The organism is Pantoea rwandensis (assembly GCF_000759475.1).
Lineage (GTDB): Bacteria > Pseudomonadota > Gammaproteobacteria > Enterobacterales > Enterobacteriaceae > Pantoea > Pantoea rwandensis_B.
Map to the genome: position 1 here is coordinate 2,390,048 of NZ_CP009454.1, position 15,598 is coordinate 2,405,645.

General features: G+C 54.8%; 14 protein-coding genes. 8 read left to right on the plus strand and 6 right to left on the minus strand.

Going from position 1 to position 15,598, the window contains the following annotated elements; translation table 11 throughout:
• Positions 1-46: 46 nt before the first annotated feature.
• From znuA to lpxM, 3 genes are all read left to right on the plus strand, one after another.
• Positions 47-1,018 (plus strand): zinc ABC transporter substrate-binding protein ZnuA, encoded by a 972-nt coding sequence (gene znuA / locus LH22_RS10905; RefSeq protein WP_038646515.1) that lies wholly within the window; start codon positions 47-49, stop codon positions 1,016-1,018.
• Positions 1,019-1,032: 14 nt separating this feature from the next.
• Complete coding sequence (gene mepM / locus LH22_RS10910; protein ID WP_038646518.1) at positions 1,033-2,361, plus strand: murein DD-endopeptidase MepM; 1,329 nt, start codon at positions 1,033-1,035, stop codon at positions 2,359-2,361.
• A 127-nt stretch (positions 2,362-2,488) separates the two neighbouring features.
• Positions 2,489-3,466, plus strand: coding sequence for a lauroyl-Kdo(2)-lipid IV(A) myristoyltransferase (gene lpxM / locus LH22_RS10915; RefSeq protein ID WP_038646521.1), 978 nt, complete (start codon positions 2,489-2,491; stop codon positions 3,464-3,466).
• A gap of 25 nt (positions 3,467-3,491) precedes the next feature.
• Here lpxM and LH22_RS10920 read toward each other — a convergent pair whose 3' ends face one another.
• From LH22_RS10920 to LH22_RS10930, 3 genes are all read right to left on the minus strand, one after another.
• On the minus strand, positions 3,492-4,727 hold the full coding sequence (locus tag LH22_RS10920) for an MFS transporter (RefSeq protein ID WP_038646523.1): 1,236 nt from the start codon (positions 4,725-4,727) through the stop codon (positions 3,492-3,494).
• 92 nt (positions 4,728-4,819) lie between these two features.
• Positions 4,820-6,262: a pyruvate kinase gene (gene pyk / locus LH22_RS10925; protein WP_038646525.1), complete on the minus strand. Its 1,443-nt coding sequence runs from the start codon at positions 6,260-6,262 to the stop codon at positions 4,820-4,822.
• Positions 6,263-6,379: 117 nt separating this feature from the next.
• Positions 6,380-7,225 (minus strand): MurR/RpiR family transcriptional regulator, encoded by an 846-nt coding sequence (locus LH22_RS10930; protein ID WP_038650048.1) that lies wholly within the window; start codon positions 7,223-7,225, stop codon positions 6,380-6,382.
• 373 nt (positions 7,226-7,598) lie between these two features.
• Here LH22_RS10930 and zwf point away from each other — a divergent pair, with 373 nt between their 5' ends.
• Complete coding sequence (gene zwf / locus LH22_RS10935) at positions 7,599-9,074, plus strand: glucose-6-phosphate dehydrogenase (protein ID WP_038646527.1); 1,476 nt, start codon at positions 7,599-7,601, stop codon at positions 9,072-9,074.
• Between the two features lie 185 nt (positions 9,075-9,259).
• Positions 9,260-9,898 carry a bifunctional 4-hydroxy-2-oxoglutarate aldolase/2-dehydro-3-deoxy-phosphogluconate aldolase gene (locus LH22_RS10940; protein ID WP_034828669.1) on the plus strand — a complete coding sequence of 213 codons (639 nt, stop codon included), beginning with the start codon at positions 9,260-9,262 and terminating at the stop codon, positions 9,896-9,898.
• Positions 9,899-10,000: 102 nt separating this feature from the next.
• On the opposite strand, the gene purT is transcribed toward LH22_RS10940, so the two are convergent.
• Entirely contained in the window at positions 10,001-11,179 is a 1,179-nt protein-coding gene (gene purT, locus LH22_RS10945) for a formate-dependent phosphoribosylglycinamide formyltransferase (RefSeq protein ID WP_038646529.1), read from the minus strand.
• A 161-nt stretch (positions 11,180-11,340) separates the two neighbouring features.
• Here purT and LH22_RS10950 point away from each other — a divergent pair, with 161 nt between their 5' ends.
• Positions 11,341-11,982 (plus strand): tellurite resistance TerB family protein, encoded by a 642-nt coding sequence (locus tag LH22_RS10950; RefSeq protein ID WP_034828672.1) that lies wholly within the window; start codon positions 11,341-11,343, stop codon positions 11,980-11,982.
• A 118-nt stretch (positions 11,983-12,100) separates the two neighbouring features.
• Positions 12,101-14,164, plus strand: coding sequence for a prolyl oligopeptidase family serine peptidase (locus LH22_RS10955; RefSeq protein ID WP_038646531.1), 2,064 nt, complete (start codon positions 12,101-12,103; stop codon positions 14,162-14,164).
• On the opposite strand, the gene exoX is transcribed toward LH22_RS10955, so the two are convergent.
• Positions 14,158-14,826, minus strand: coding sequence for an exodeoxyribonuclease X (gene exoX / locus LH22_RS10960; RefSeq protein ID WP_038646533.1), 669 nt, complete (start codon positions 14,824-14,826; stop codon positions 14,158-14,160). The two genes, LH22_RS10955 and exoX, sit on opposite strands and share 7 nt — an antisense overlap.
• A gap of 7 nt (positions 14,827-14,833) precedes the next feature.
• Positions 14,834-15,064: a DNA polymerase III subunit theta gene (locus LH22_RS10965; protein WP_038646535.1), complete on the minus strand. Its 231-nt coding sequence runs from the start codon at positions 15,062-15,064 to the stop codon at positions 14,834-14,836.
• A 153-nt stretch (positions 15,065-15,217) separates the two neighbouring features.
• On the opposite strand from LH22_RS10965, the gene copC reads away from it, so the two are divergent.
• Complete coding sequence (gene copC, locus LH22_RS10970) at positions 15,218-15,595, plus strand: copper homeostasis periplasmic binding protein CopC (RefSeq protein ID WP_038646537.1); 378 nt, start codon at positions 15,218-15,220, stop codon at positions 15,593-15,595.
• Positions 15,596-15,598: the final 3 nt, after the last annotated feature.

Genomic DNA, 15,598 nt, shown 5'->3' on the forward strand with positions numbered 1-15,598 from the left:
TTATAATATCACATTCCATCAACAGGTCACGATGGAATGACGCATTATGTTACACATTAAGCAGCGCTTCGCTTTCACTCTTCCTGCTGCGGCACTCGCCGCCGCCTGCGCGATGCCCGCGCACTCAGCCGTAGTCGCTTCAATCAAACCGATCGGATTTATCGCAGCGGCGATTGCCGATGGCGTGACGCCAGTGGAAGTGCTGTTGCCAGATGGCGCTTCAGAGCATGATTATGCTTTACGTCCTTCTGATGTAAAACGTATTAAAAACGCGGACTTAGTGGTATGGGTTGGACCAGAAATGGAGGCGTTTCTGACCAAGTCTGCGGCAGAGTTACCTGAGGCTAAAAATCTCGAAATAGCGGCGATGCCAGGGGTGAAACCGCTGCTGATTCGTGGTGGTGAAGACGAGGACGAACATGAGCACGGTCACGATCATGACCATGACTCAGATAAGTCTGAAGACCAGGAGCCGTCTCATACACACCACCACCATGGTGAGTTTAATATGCACCTGTGGATGTCACCTGAGATTGCGCGACAATCTGCGGTTGCAATCCACGGAAAATTATTGGAACTTATGCCGCAAAGCAGAGCCAAACTTGACGCGAACCTGCAGCAGTTTGAAGCAGAATTAGCAGATGCGGATAAGCATATTGGCGCGCAGCTTGCCCCCGTTAAGAGTAAGGGTTATTTCGTTTTTCACGATGCGTACAGCTACTTTGAAAAACACTACGGTTTGTCCCCTGCTGGACATTTCACCGTCAACCCTGAGATCCAACCGGGCGCCCAGCGTTTACATCAAATACGAACACAGTTGGTTGAGCAGAAAGCCGTATGCGTTTTTGCTGAACCACAATTTAGGCCGGCCGTCATCGATGCCGTGTCTCGCGGAACCAGCGTGCGCAAAGGCACACTTGATCCGCTGGGCATGGGAATCAGCTTAACCAAAGACAGCTATGTGAAATTCCTCTCACAGTTGTCGAGCCAGTATGCGAGCTGCCTGAATGGAGCATAGAGGAATAAGTAAAAGTGCAGCAGATAGCCCGCTCTGTCGCCCTCGCATTTAATAATTTGCCGCGTCCCCACCGCGTTATGCTGGGTTCATTAACTGTTATCACGTTGGCCGTCGCTGTTTGGCGGCCTTACGTTTACCATCCCCATGATGTTGCCCCCATCGTGAAAGACATCACGCTGGACAAAAACGAATTGCGCACGCTGTTACCCGAAGCCAGTGAGCCGATCGATCAGACCACGGTTGAACCGGAAGAAGAGATTCCGGCCGATGACATCGATAAAGATGTGCAGGACAACCCGAATCAACACGATTACACCGTTTCCTCTGGCGATACCCTGAGCAGCGCACTGAATCAGTACGGTATTGATCTCAGTGATATCAATGCGTTAGTCAGTAGCGATAAAGACTTCCGTAACCTGCGCGTCGGCCAGCAACTCAGCTGGACGCTGGATGCGGATGGTCAACTGCAAAACTTTACCTGGGAAGTGGATCGCCGCGAAACCCGCACTTACGAGCGTCAGCCGAATGGCAGCTTTAAGATGCAGCAGGAGATGCAAAAGGGTGAGTGGCAGAATAGTGTGCTGAAAGGTGAAGTGCGTGGCAGCTTTGGCGCCAGCGCCCAGCGGGCAGGCTTGACCAGTGCTGAAACCAGCAACGTCATTAAAGCCATGCAGTGGCAGATGGATTTCCGCAAACTGCGCGCCGGGGATGATTTCAGCGTGCTGATGTCCCGCGAGATGCTGGATGGCAAAAGTGCGCAGAGCCAGCTGCTCGGCGTGCGTCTGCGTACCGGCGGCAAAGATTACTACGCGTTCCGCGCTGAAGATGGCAAATTCTACGATCGTAACGGCTCAGGCCTTGCCCGTGGTTTTATGCGCTTCCCGACGGTGAAACAGTATCGCGTCTCCTCCAACTTTAATCCGCGCCGTCTTAACCCGGTAACGGGCCGCATCGCGCCGCACAAGGGTGTCGATTTCGCACTGCCTATCGGCACACCGGTGCTTGCCGTCGGTGATGGAGAAGTGGTGATGGCAAAAAATGGCGGGGCGGCAGGTAACTATGTGGCGATTCGTCACGGTCGTCAGTATATGACCCGTTATATGCACCTGAGTAAGGCGCTGGTGAAACCAGGACAGAAAGTGAAGCGCGGTGACCGTATTGCGCTGTCCGGCAACACCGGGCGTTCTACGGGGCCACATCTGCATTACGAAGTGTGGATCAACAATCAGGCCGTCAATCCACTCACGGCAAAACTGCCGCGTATGGAAGGGCTGACGGGTAAAGACCGCAGCAACTATCTGGCGGACGTGAAGAGTTATCTGCCACAGCTGGCACTGAAATAACCCATTTCTGTAGCCAATATTGAAAAAACCGACGAATTATTCGTCGGTTTTTTGCTATCTGACGCATGATGATTGCAAAATTAACCACCGTCACTATCATTGTCCCGTCATTGTCAGAGGCGAGTGCATGGAAACCCGAAAGAAAAATAACAGTGAATTTATTCCCGTTTTTCAACGTTCTTTTTTAAAACCGAAATATTGGGGCAACTGGCTGGCGATTGGTGCGCTGGCGGGCATGGCAATGCTGCCAGCCAAAGTGCGTGACCCGATTTTGGGTGGATTGGGGCGCTTTGCCGGTAAGCTGGCAAAAAGTGCGCGTCGTCGTGCGCTGATCAATCTCTATTATTGCCTGCCGGAGTTAAGCGAAGCACAGCGCGAAGAGATTGCTGATCGTATGTTTGCCACCGCGCCACAGGCGATGGTGATGATGGCTGAGTTGGGGATGCGCGATCCTGCTCGTGTGCGCCAACGCGTTGACTGGCACGGCCGTGAAATTATCGAAGCCTTGCAGGCCAACAAAGAGAACGTGATTTTTCTGGTGCCGCACGGTTGGGCCGTGGATATCCCGGCGATGCTGCTGGCGTCAGAGGGCCAGATGATGGCGGCCATGTTCCATAATCAGAGCGATCCGCTGCTGGATTATGTGTGGAACACCGTACGCCGTCGCTTTGGTGGCCGCATGCATGCACGTAATGACGGTATTAAGCCATTTATCGCTTCGGTGCGTCAGGGCTATTACGGTTACTATCTGCCGGACCAGGATCATGGCCCGGAGCACAGTGAGTTCGTGGATTTCTTTGCCACCTACAAAGCAACACTGCCCGCAGTCGGCCGTTTGATGAAAGTGTGTCGAGCGCGCGTGGTGCCACTGTTTCCGGTGTACAACAGCGAGACACATCGTCTGGAAATCTATGTGCGACCACCGATGGACGATTTGCTGGATGCCGACGATAACACACTGGCGCGGCGAATGAATGAGGAAGTTGAGATATTTGTGCGGCCGCATCCAGAGCAATACACCTGGATTTTAAAGCTGCTGAAAACGCGCAAAGAAGGGGATATTGAACCTTATGCGCGCAAGGAGCTTTATCCTCGCAAGAAATAACGAAGGGGCCGATTGGCCCCTTTGATTATTCTACCGATTCAACGTGGCTGCGTCGGATACGTTCACGCAGGAACAGCGTCACCAGGCCAAACCACAGCACACCCGCCGCAAAATTGATGCCGCTGAACCATGGCGTACCGCCACTGAAGTAGCCTGCTTTCGCCAGTTCAATCCCGATAGCCAGCGTCAGAATACTGATCATACCCAGCATGGCTGCCACGCTGCCTTTCCCTTCGCTGCTGGAATACAGCGTCAGACGATACAGACCGGCGTTGACCATGCCCGCACCAAAGGCATACAGACTTAATCCTGCGGTCAGCAGCAGGTAGGTGTGGCTGTCGAGCAGGTTTGCCAGCCACGAGATACTTAAACCTATCAAAATCGGCCACGCAGCGAATTTGACCGGCTGCTCGATGGGAACGCGACCCGCCAGTTTACCCAGCGTCAGGTTACCAGCGATCATGGCGAGGAACACCGGCAGTTGCAGCAGCGCATACTCCATGCGCGATAAGCCCTCGTCATGCATCAGAATCACGGGCGACAGGGCAACCCAGGTCAGAATCGGAATAAACACCAGGCCAATAGCGAAAGATCCATACATCACCTGACGATCGCGTGCCAGACGGCCATAGGCGCGTGCCAGATTGGGCAGGGCAATGGAATGACTGCGATCGCCAGCGGTTTCCGGCATGATGCGCCACAGCACCACAAAAGCCACCACGCTACAAATCGCAAACAGCCAGAACATGCTACGCCATTCACCCACGGTCAACCAGGCGGCACCCGCCAGCGGACCGGCCAGCGGGGCTAAGAGGGCCACGTTAGCCATTAACGCCATCATGCGCACCGCTAAAGCCTCATCAAACGCTTCCTGCACTGCGGCATAACTGACTGCACCGATAAAGCACAGGCTGATGCCCTGGATAAAGCGCAGGGTGACAAACTGTTCGATGTTCGTGACCCAGGTGGTCAGAATGCAGGCCGCAGCAAAGAACAGAATGCCGAACAGCAGGACTGGACGGCGACCATATTTGTCCGAGAGCGGACCGAGCAGCCACTGCAGCACCACGCCGCCCATTAGATAAGCAGTAAGAGAAGTCGACACCCATTCCGGGCCGACGTTGAATTCAGAAGTGACCAGCAGCATGCCGGGCTGAATCATGTCATGGGCGATGTAAGTCGCGAACTCAAACAACACCAGCGCGAGCGGGAACAGCAGCACCCGTCCGGTGAGTTGGGTAATCGGTTGATAGCGGGCCATCTGGCCTCCTTGTCAGAAAAAATAAAAACGCGACTGCCAGGCAGTCGCGTTTATCCATGTTGTTACAGCCGCTGTTGGTGGAGCGTGCGCGTTTAGTCTACGCGCAGAACACGGCTGGTGTTGGTGGTGCCGGTGGTCGCCATCACGTCGCCCTGGGTGACAATCACCAGGTCGCCCGAGACGAGGAAACCTTTGTCGCGCAGCAGGTTCACTGCATCATGCGCGGCGGCTACACCATCATTGTTGCTGTCGAAATAAACTGGCGTCACGCCGCGATACAGCGCAGTCAGGTTCAATGTACGTTCGTGACGTGACATGGCGAAGATCGGTAGGCCAGAAGTGATACGTGAGGTCATCAGCGCGGTACGGCCCGATTCGGTCATGGTGATGATGGCAGAAACACCCTGCAGGTGGTTGGCTGCATACATCGCGGACATCGCAATCGCTTCTTCCACGTTGTCGAACTGCACTTCAAGACGGTGCTTAGACACGTTGACGCTTGGGATTTTTTCCGCACCGAGGCATACTTTCGCCATCGCAGACACGGTTTCCGCTGGATACTGGCCAGCAGCCGTTTCAGCTGACAACATCACAGCATCGGTACCATCCAGCACGGCGTTCGCCACGTCCATCACTTCAGCGCGGGTTGGCATCGGGTTAGTGATCATCGACTCCATCATCTGCGTGGCGGTGATGATGGTACGGTTCAGCTGACGCGCACGACGAATCAGCGCCTTCTGGATACCCACCAGTTCTGGATCACCAATCTCAACGCCGAGGTCGCCACGTGCCACCATCACTACGTCAGAGGCGAGGATGATATCATCCATCGCTTCTTGTGACGCAACGGCTTCAGCACGTTCGACTTTGGCCACCAGTTTGGCATCACAACCTGCATCGCGCGCCAGGCGGCGAGCGTAGTTCATGTCTTCCCCATTACGTGGGAAGGACACGGCAAGATAATCCACGCCGATTTTCGCGGCGGTGATGATATCGACTTTATCTTTCTCCGTCAGCGCTTCTGCAGACAGACCGCCACCGAGTTTATTGATGCCTTTATTGTTGGAAAGCGGGCCGCCGACGGTGACTTCGGTGAAGACTTTCACACCCTGAACTTCCAGCACCTTCAACTGCACACGACCATCATCCAGCAGCAGGATGTCGCCAGGCACCACGTCTTCTGGCAGGCCTTTGTAGTCGATACCGACTTTCTCTTTATCGCCTTCGCCTTTGCCCATATCCGCATCCAGCAGGAAGCGATCGCCGACATTCAGGAAGACTTTGCCTTCTTTGAAGGTGGAAACACGAATTTTTGGACCTTGCAGGTCGCCCAGAATCGCCACGTGACGGCCAAGCTTAGCGGCAATCTCACGCACCTTGTTGGCGCGCATCTGGTGGTCTTCCGGGGTGCCGTGGGAGAAATTGAGTCGCACCACGTTCGCGCCCGCCGCGATGATTTTTTCGAGGTTATTGTCGCGATCGGTGGCTGGGCCGAGGGTAGTTACGATCTTGGTTCTTCTGAGACGTCTTGACATGAAGGACTCCGTTGACAAAGGTTCGTGTCACTCTCAAGGGGACACGGTGTAATCGCATATTCTATATGATCGATGGGCTGTGATTCGACTCACATTGTGAATGTGATGTTAATTATTTTACTGCACCCGCTTTTCAAGGCGCGAATCTTTGAGCGCTTCTTTCACCCGTTTCAGATTTTCGCGGAAAGCCGCGCCAAGCTCAAGGGTAAAACCTGTCGCCAAAACATCAACCACGGTTAATTGCGCAAGGCGGGAAACCATCGGCAGGTAGATATCCGTATCTTCAGGTACATCGAGCGTCAGTGCGAGGGTTGCTTCTGCCGCAAGGGGTGAACCCGGAGAGGTGATAGCCAGTACTGTGGAAGCGTTTACACGCGCCAGGCGAGCCAGTTCTATCATATTTTTGGTTCGACCAGTATGTGATATGAGAACAAAAACGTCATTTGGCCCACTATTTATGCAACTCATGCGCTGGATCACAATATCCTCTGACCAGATGACTGGCAGATTAAAGCGCAGGAATTTATTGGTCGCGTCGTGCGCCACAACCGCTGAGGCGCCAAGACCAAAGAAGGCGATTTTTCGGGCCTGAGTCAGAGCCAAAACGGCTTGATCAATGACCTGTAGATCCAACTGTTGGCGCACATGGCTTAAGCCGGCGAGGGCGGAATCAAAAATCTTGTGGCTGTAACTTTCAACGCTGTCATTTTCTTCCACATCGCGACTGACCCAGTTCGGTCCTTTCGCCAGACTCTGCGCCAGCCGTAACTTGAAGTCGGGGAAGCCGCGCGTGCCCATACGATGACAAAAGCGATTAACGGTCGGTTCGCTGACATCGGCGGCACGGGCCAGGGTAGCGATGCTGGAGTGCATCGCCTGCTGCGGAGCGGCAAGAATCTGTTCTGCCACTTTCCGTTCTGATTTGCTCAGCGCGTGAAGTTGCGCCTGAATATGTTCCAGCATGTCGTTAACCCGATGCGTCTCAATCACTTTCGTCGCGTTCATCACATGATAAAACGCTGCCAATTCACAACAATATACCGTGTAATACACCCTCGCACGCAGCAGCGGACAAATGTAAGCGCGTTTTTTTTGTCATACTTTGATCGTTGCCGGGTTTTATCCCGACAAACATCGAAACAGAAAAAGCGGCAAAAGCGCACACCACAACACACCTTTGTTCGCCATCATGTTCAAAGTAATGGCTAATGCCACACCGCGTCTGGGTTGTTCCGATGCGGGGAAAAAAGTACATTGTGCTGTAAGAAAATTACAATAAGGACCTGGGATGATGAGGACGCTCAAACCGGGTATATCCTGCAACGAGGAGAGGAAAATGTCGGTAACACAAACAGCCCAGGCATGCGATCTGGTTATTTTCGGTGCCAAAGGCGATCTTGCTCGCCGGAAACTGTTGCCTTCACTGTATCAGCTGGAGAAAGCCGGTCAGATTCACGACACCACACGCATCATCGGCGTGGGGCGCGCGGAGTGGGACAAAGACGCGTACACCAAAGTGGTCCGTGAAGCGCTGGAAACCTTCATGAAGGAGAAAATCGACGAAGCGCTGTGGGATAAACTCAGCAGCCGTCTCGATTTCTGCAACCTCGACGTTAACGACACCTCGCATTTCACCAAACTGGGCAAGATGCTTGACCAGAAAGATCGTGTCACCATCAACTACTTCGCCATGCCGCCGAGCACCTTTGGTGCCATTTGCGACGGTCTGGGCGCCGCCAAGCTGAATGCTAAACCGGCGCGTGTGGTGATGGAGAAGCCGCTCGGCACCTCGCTCGAGACCTCGCAAGAGATCAATGACAGCGTTGGCAAGTACTTCGAAGAGAGCCAGGTGTTCCGTATTGACCACTATCTCGGTAAAGAGACGGTATTGAACCTGCTGGCACTGCGTTTCGCCAACTCCATCTTCGTCAATAACTGGGATAACCGCACCATCGATCACGTGCAGATTACCGTGGCGGAAGAGGTGGGTATCGAAGGCCGTTGGGGTTACTTCGATAAAGCTGGCCAGATGCGCGACATGATCCAGAACCACCTGTTGCAGATTCTCACCATGATCGCCATGTCACCGCCATCCGATCTCAGTGCGGATGCCATCCGTGATGAGAAAGTGAAGGTACTGCGTTCGCTGCGTCGTATCGACCAAACCAACGTGCGTGAAAAAACCGTGCGTGGCCAGTACACCGCCGGCTTCGTGCAGGGCAAAAAAGTGCCAGGCTACCTGGAAGAAGAGGGCGCGAACAAGCAGAGCGCCACCGAGAGCTTCGTGGCGATCCGTGTTGATATCGACAACTGGCGCTGGGCGGGCGTGCCGTTCTACCTGCGTACCGGTAAGCGCTTGCCGACCAAATGCTCTGAGGTTGTGGTGTACTTCAAGAACCCAGAGATGAACCTGTTTAAAGACTCCTACGCTGAACTGCCGCAGAACAAGCTGACGATTCGTCTGCAGCCAGATGAAGGTGTGGATATCGAGATCCTGAACAAAGTGCCGGGTCTGGATCACAAGCACAAACTGCAGACCACCAAGCTGGATCTGAGCTACTCCGAGACCTTCAACCAGTCGCATCTGGCGGATGCCTATGAGCGTCTGCTGCTGGAAACCATGCGCGGTATTCAGGCGCTGTTTGTACGCCGCGACGAAGTGGAAGCGGCGTGGGGCTGGGTAGATTCCATCATTGATGCCTGGAACGCCGATGCCGAAGCGCCTAAGCCATACCAGGCCGGCACCTGGGGCCCGGTGGCTTCCGTCGCGATGATTACGCGTGATGGCCGTTCGTGGAATGAGTTTGAATAAGCCTTAAAATCCAAGCCCGCCATTGAGCGGGCTTTTTTGTGCCCAAAATTCATTTCTCTTAAAACTGAACCAGAGTTTCAAAAAATTTTGATATCCGATAGACGCCGCTCCAGCCAATCTTGTATGGTAGAGCCCAAACATTGACAGCCGGATGTGAGTCGGGCTGATGCAACCAAGGAAACGTGATGAAGAACTGGAAAACCACTGCTGAACAGATCATGACGACGGGCCCGGTTGTGCCGGTGATCGTGGTGAATAAACTGGAACACGCCGTGCCGATGGCCAAAGCGCTGGTGGCTGGTGGTGTGCGCGTACTGGAAGTGACGCTGCGTACGCCGGTCGCGATGGATGCGCTGCGTGCGATGATCAAAGAAGTGCCAGAAGCGATTGTCGGCGCGGGCACAGTGATCAACACCCAGCAGCTGAAAGAGGTGACTGACGCCGGTGCGCAGTTCGTGATCAGCCCAGGTTTGACCGAGCCGTTGCTGAAAGCCGCAGTTGAAGGTCCGGTGCCACTGATTCCGGGCATCAGTACCGTTTCTGAACTGATGTTGGGTATGGATTATGGCCTGCGCGAGTTTAAGTTCTTCCCGGCTGAGGCGAATGGGGGTGTTAAAGCGCTGTCAGCGATTGGCGGTCCGTTCCCGCAGGTGCGTTTCTGCCCAACCGGCGGTATTTCACCCGCCAACTATCGTGACTACCTGGCGCTGAAAAGCGTGCTCTGTATTGGTGGTTCGTGGTTGGTGCCGAATGATGCGCTGGAAAGCGGCGATTGGGATCGCATTACGCGTCTGGCTCGCGAAGCCGTTGAAGGCGCGAAATAACGCATTTGCAGATTTAATCGAGCGCGCATCATTGGAACTGAAAGGGCGGCCTGGTGGCCGCCCTTTTACGCTTTCTCAATAGACGAATAGCAGCCGAGGGGATTAGCCCTCAACTTTCACGGCTGCGGCGCTTGCTACGGCACGTGCAATCGCCTCGTCGGTATTGTCACCGGTTGCCAGTGCTACGCCGAGGCGACGCTGACCGGCAATTTCCGGCTTGCCGAACAGGCGCAGTTGCAGACCGGCACCCAATGCCGCTTCGATGTTCACAAACTGCACATTGTTGCTGTCCAGCTGTGGCAGAATCACCGCCGAAGCCGCCGGGCCATACTGGCGAATGCCACCGATTGGCAAGCCGAGGAACGCACGCACATGCAGTGCAAACTCGGACAGATCCTGAGAAATCAGCGTCACCATGCCGGTATCGTGTGGGCGTGGCGAGACTTCGCTAAACACCACCTCATCACCGCAGACAAACAGCTCAACGCCAAACAGACCGTATCCACCTAATGCTTTCACCACGTTGGCTGCGATATCCTGAGCGCGTTGCAGCGCCAGGTCGGTCATCTGCTGTGGCTGCCAGGATTCACGGTAATCGCCATCTTCCTGACGATGGCCAATCGGCGCGCAGAAATGGATGCCATCTACTGCGCTGATGGTCAGCAGGGTGATTTCGAAATCAAATTTCACCACGCCTTCAACGATCACGCGACCGGCACCGGCACGACCACCTTGCTGTGCGTAATCCCAGGCTTTATCCAACTGGCTCGCTTCGCGGATGAAGCTCTGACCTTTGCCCGATGAACTCATCACCGGTTTAACGATGCACGGGAAGCCAATTTCATTGGCGGCCGCTACGAAATTCTCTTTGCTGTCAGCGAACTGATAGGTTGAAGTCGGTAACGACAACTCTTCTGCCGCCAGACGGCGAATACCTTCGCGGTTCATGGTCAGGCGCGCAGCACGCGCGGTAGGCACCACTTTCTGGCCTTGTGCTTCCAGTTCCAGCAGTTTTTCAGTGGCAATAGCTTCAATTTCTGGCACCACAAAGTGCGGTTTTTCCTGCGCGATTAACGCAGCCAGCGCATCACCGTCCAGCATATTGATCACATGGCTACGGTGCGCAACGTGCATTGCAGGTGCATCGGCATAACGATCCACGGCAATCACTTCCACACCCAGACGCTGACACTCCAGCGCCACTTCTTTGCCCAATTCGCCTGAACCTAACAGCATCACACGCGTTGCGGCAGGGCGCAGCGCGGTTCCGAGAGTCGTCATAATTTCACCTTAGCAGTCAAAATGCGCGCGCAGTATATACGAAAACGTTTGCGTACTCACGCATTCGCCTTCATCAGGTTTGCCATACTTTTCCCGCTCTGACGTTACCTGACACAAGCTGCGGCAGCATGGAACGCGGAAACTTAAACGGGAGTTAAACGATGAGCAATTGGTTGCAGCAAATCCAGTCGGTGCTGGCGAAGAAGGGCGGCGACGGCAAAGCCGGTGGTTTGAGCGATATGCTGGCACCCGGCGCGCTGGGTGGGTTAGCGGGATTGCTGGTGGCGAGCAAGTCTACACGAAGCCTGTTGACCAAATATGGCGGCAAAGCCTTGCTGGTCGGTGGCGGTGCGGCAGCGGGTGCCGTGCTGTGGAATAAATACAAACAGCGTGTGCGTGAAACGCATCAGGATGAGCCGGGATTTGGTCAGTTGCAGACGCCCGTTGATCAGCGCGCTGAACGTCTGGTGACGGCGTTAGTATTCGCCGCCAAAAGTGATGGTCATATTGACGATCGTGAACGCGCCGCCATTGAGCAGAATATCCATCAGGCGGGTTATGGTTCACAGGCGGAAACGCTGATACAGCAAGCGATGAACCGTCCGCTCGATCCACAGTGGCTGGCAGCAGATGTGAAAAACGAAGAAGAGGCGCTAGAACTCTATTTCCTGAGTTGCGCCGCTATCGATGTGGATCACTTTATGGAGCGCAGCTATCTCTCTGCACTGGGCGATGCCCTGAAGATCCCGCAGGATGTGCGCGACGGTATTCAGCGCGATATTCAGGCGGAGAAAGCCGCATAATTGAACGGAGGGCCTGGTCATGGGGCCCTTCACTGTACTTCCTGTGCGCTGCTGCTTGGCTTCCCGCGTGATAAGTGCCACGCTTGCTGAATGTTGTCTTTCAGGGAAAGGAGCCAGAATGAACCAGCCGCAAGCGAAGAAAATCCCCCACGTCATGAACCTGCACGGTGAATCGCGTACCGATAACTATTATTGGCTGCGCGATGACGAGCGTGAAAACCCAGAGATTCTGGCACATCTGCACGCCGAGAATGCTTACGGTAAAGCGATGATGGCGTCACAGGACCCACTGCAGGAGCGGGTATTAAAAGAGATTGTCGACCGCATCCCGCCGCAGGACCACTCCGTCCCCTACGTAAAAAACGGCTATCGCTATCAAAGCCGCTACGAGGTGGGCAACGAATATCCGCTCTATTTTCGTCAGTCGGTGAACGCACCAGCGGATGAACCCTGGCAACTGCTGATCGACGGTAACCAGCGTGCCTCCCACAGCGATTTCTACACCATGGGCGCACTGGCCATTTCTCCTGATAACCAGGTGATGGCGCTGGCGGAAGATTTTCTGTCGCGTCGTCAGTATGGCATCCGTTTCCGTAACCTCGAGAGTGGTAGCTGGTATCCGGAAGTGCTGAGCAATGCTTCTTCCAGCGTGGCGTGGGCCAATGATTCGCGCACGCTGTACTACGTGCGCAAGCACCCGAAAACGCTACTCGCGTACCAGGTGTGGCGCCATGAGTTGGGCCATCCGCAATCGGACGATCAGCTGGTGTATGAAGAGCAGGATGAGAGCTTCCACCTCAGCGTGCATAAAACCACCTCCGAGCACTTCATCCTGATTGCGATGTACAGCACCACCACCAGCGAGATCCAGCTGATTGATGCTGAGTATCCGGATGCGCAGCCGCAGGTGTTCTGCCCGCGTCGCCGCGATCATGAATACAGCATCGATCACTACAATCATCAGTTCTACATCCGCTCGAATCGCGACGGCAAAAACTTTGGCCTGTACCGCAGCGCGTGGCTGGCCGAGAACCGCTGGCAGGCGTTGATTCCGGCACGCGATAACGTGGTGCTGGAGGATTTCCAGCTGTTCCGGCATTGGCTGGTGGTGGAAGAGCGCCAGCGCGGCGTCAACACGCTACGCCAAATCAACTGGGAAAGCGGAGAAAGCATCGGGATCGCCTTTGACGATCCGGCTTATGTCACCTGGCTGGCCTACAATCCTACCCCGGAAAGTGACACGCTGCGTTATGGCTACTCATCCATGACCACGCCGACCACGCTGTTTGAACTCAATATGGAGACGGGCGATCGCCGTGTGTTGAAACAGACGCCAGTGCCGGGCTTCCACTCAGAGGACTACAAAAGCGAACATCACTGGATCACGGTGCGTGATGGCACAGAAGTGCCGGTATCGCTGGTCTATCACCGCAAGCATTTCAAACCGGGCAGTAATCCCCTGCTGGCATACGGCTATGGCGCTTACGGCAGTAGCATGGATGCCAGTTTTGGCACCAGCCGCATCAGCCTGCTGGAGCGCGGCTTTGTCTACGCGATTATCCATGTGCGCGGTGGTGGCGAGTTGGGGCAGCAGTGGTATGACGATGGTCGCCTGAAGAATAAGATGAATAGCTTCACCGACTTCATTGATGTGACGCAGGCGCTGGTGGCGAAAGGCTACGGCAATCCGCAGCAGCTGTATGCGATGGGCGGCAGTGCGGGCGGCTTATTGATGGGCGGTGTGATTAACCTAGCCCCCGAACTGTTCCACGGTGTCGTGGCACAAGTGCCGTTTGTCGATGTGGTGACGACGATGCTGGACCCATCGATCCCGCTGACCACCGGCGAATATGACGAGTGGGGCAACCCGGAGCAAGAAGAGTTTTATCACATCATTCGTCAGTACAGCCCGTATGACAACATCGAAGCGAAAGCCTACCCGCATCTGTTAGTGACGACAGGATTGCACGATTCCCAGGTGCAGTATTGGGAACCGGCGAAGTGGGTAGCAAAACTGCGTGAGCTGAAAACCAACGATACGTTACTGCTGCTGTGTACCGAGATGGATTCCGGTCACGGCGGTAAATCGGGGCGTTTTAAAGCGTATGAAGGAGTCGCGCAGGAGTTTACTTTCCTGATTGGTCTGGCGCAGGGCAGCTTGCCAGACCGCGTCGATTATTGATCGACCTTCACGTACTTGCGCAGCGCCTGCCGTAACGGTGGGCGCAAATCGCGCACATTTTCCAGCACCCAGCGCAAGTAGCCGGGATCTTTGCGCGCAATGCTACCGATGCTTTGCCCACGATATTTACCAAATGGGAACACATCACCGCTGACTTCTGCGGGCTGACAGCGGCCGACCATATCACTGACGCTCCAGCCGGAGGTCTCCATGATGCGGATCAGCAGCGCAGCGGTGACATAGCAGTCATACAATGCACGGTGCGCATGCAGTTCGGCAGGTGGCGTGACGTCCAGCTTCAGGCTGTGACGCAGTGCCTGATTACCGTATTTAATGCCCGGCCACAGCTGGCGTGCCAGCGTCATGGTGCAAATCCATTCACCGGGCATGATGGGCAGCATGCGACGATCGAAACTGGCATTGTGCGCGACATAATGTGGGCTGCCATGATAGCGACCAATCGCTTCTTCAATGGTCGGCTTATCGGCGACCATCGCTTCCGTAATGCGATGCACCGCCATGGCCTGACGGCTGATAGGGCGGTCCGGGCAAATCAAATCGCTCATCGGATTGACGATCTGTCCGTCGATCACATCCACCGACGCGACTTCGACCACGCCGCCTTGCAAGCCACAGGTTTCGGTATCGATAACGCGTAACATAGGTTAATTACTTCTGTTTGGGTTCGTAGGGCAGGCGAGAGAGGCTGAGCGATGTCTGGCGATAGCTCATCAAACGCTGGCGGAACCACTCGCGCAGGGCTTCCGGTTGCTCGCGCTCAACCATTTCCGCGATCACGGGCATGTTGTAGCGCTCTTTAAAGGCCACACCTGCGGCGGCCAGATCGACATTCACTTTGTCTTTCTCTTCCTGCGACAACAGGGCAAGGTTTTGGCTCATGCATTTCTCCTGATAAACAGGGGCAAAAGTAATGGTTTCCTCTTTACGGATCAAGGAAATTGGATCGCACCGCAAGTCTCGACACGTCTTTGCCAGCGGCGTATCCTGCTGCCACGTTTGCGGCAGAGCGCCGCATGGCAAAGGGAAGAAGTGATGAAGAAAACTGCGTTAAACCCGATTATGGCGCTGTTGCTGGCGTCATCCACGTTGGTCTTCAGTCAGTTTGCACTGGCACATGCTCACCTGAAAACGCCGGTTCCCGCCGATAAAGCGGTGATCGACAGCTCGCCACAAAATCTTACGCTGACCTTCACTGAAGATGTTGAGCCTGCCTTCAGTGGTGTTGAGGTGCTCAATGCCCAGAATCAGCCAATGGCCGTGGAAAAAGCCAAACTCAACGACAAGCAGCATGATCAGTTGATCGTACCGATCAGCAAACCGCTGCCGTCAGGTCACTATCAGGTGAACTGGCATGTGTTGTCCGTTGATGGTCACAAAACCAAGGGAAGTTACGCGTTCAGCGTGAAGTAATCG

Excerpts from the sequence above, each read along its gene's own strand:
- copC (WP_038646537.1), top strand. The coding sequence starts at position 15,218 with ATGAAGAAAACTGCGTTAAACCCGATTATGGCGCTGTTGCTGGCGTCA.
- purT (WP_038646529.1), bottom strand. The coding sequence starts at position 11,179 with ATGACGACTCTCGGAACCGCGCTGCGCCCTGCCGCAACGCGTGTGATG.
- LH22_RS10950 (WP_034828672.1), top strand. The coding sequence starts at position 11,341 with ATGAGCAATTGGTTGCAGCAAATCCAGTCGGTGCTGGCGAAGAAGGGC.
- zwf (WP_038646527.1), top strand. The coding sequence starts at position 7,599 with ATGTCGGTAACACAAACAGCCCAGGCATGCGATCTGGTTATTTTCGGT.
- exoX (WP_038646533.1), bottom strand. The coding sequence starts at position 14,826 with ATGTTACGCGTTATCGATACCGAAACCTGTGGCTTGCAAGGCGGCGTG.
- znuA (WP_038646515.1), top strand. The coding sequence starts at position 47 with ATGTTACACATTAAGCAGCGCTTCGCTTTCACTCTTCCTGCTGCGGCA.
- LH22_RS10920 (WP_038646523.1), bottom strand. The coding sequence starts at position 4,727 with ATGGCCCGCTATCAACCGATTACCCAACTCACCGGACGGGTGCTGCTG.
- pyk (WP_038646525.1), bottom strand. The coding sequence starts at position 6,262 with ATGTCAAGACGTCTCAGAAGAACCAAGATCGTAACTACCCTCGGCCCA.
- LH22_RS10955 (WP_038646531.1), top strand. The coding sequence starts at position 12,101 with ATGAACCAGCCGCAAGCGAAGAAAATCCCCCACGTCATGAACCTGCAC.
- LH22_RS10930 (WP_038650048.1), bottom strand. The coding sequence starts at position 7,225 with ATGCTGGAACATATTCAGGCGCAACTTCACGCGCTGAGCAAATCAGAA.
- LH22_RS10940 (WP_034828669.1), top strand. The coding sequence starts at position 9,260 with ATGAAGAACTGGAAAACCACTGCTGAACAGATCATGACGACGGGCCCG.
- LH22_RS10965 (WP_038646535.1), bottom strand. The coding sequence starts at position 15,064 with ATGAGCCAAAACCTTGCCCTGTTGTCGCAGGAAGAGAAAGACAAAGTG.
- lpxM (WP_038646521.1), top strand. The coding sequence starts at position 2,489 with ATGGAAACCCGAAAGAAAAATAACAGTGAATTTATTCCCGTTTTTCAA.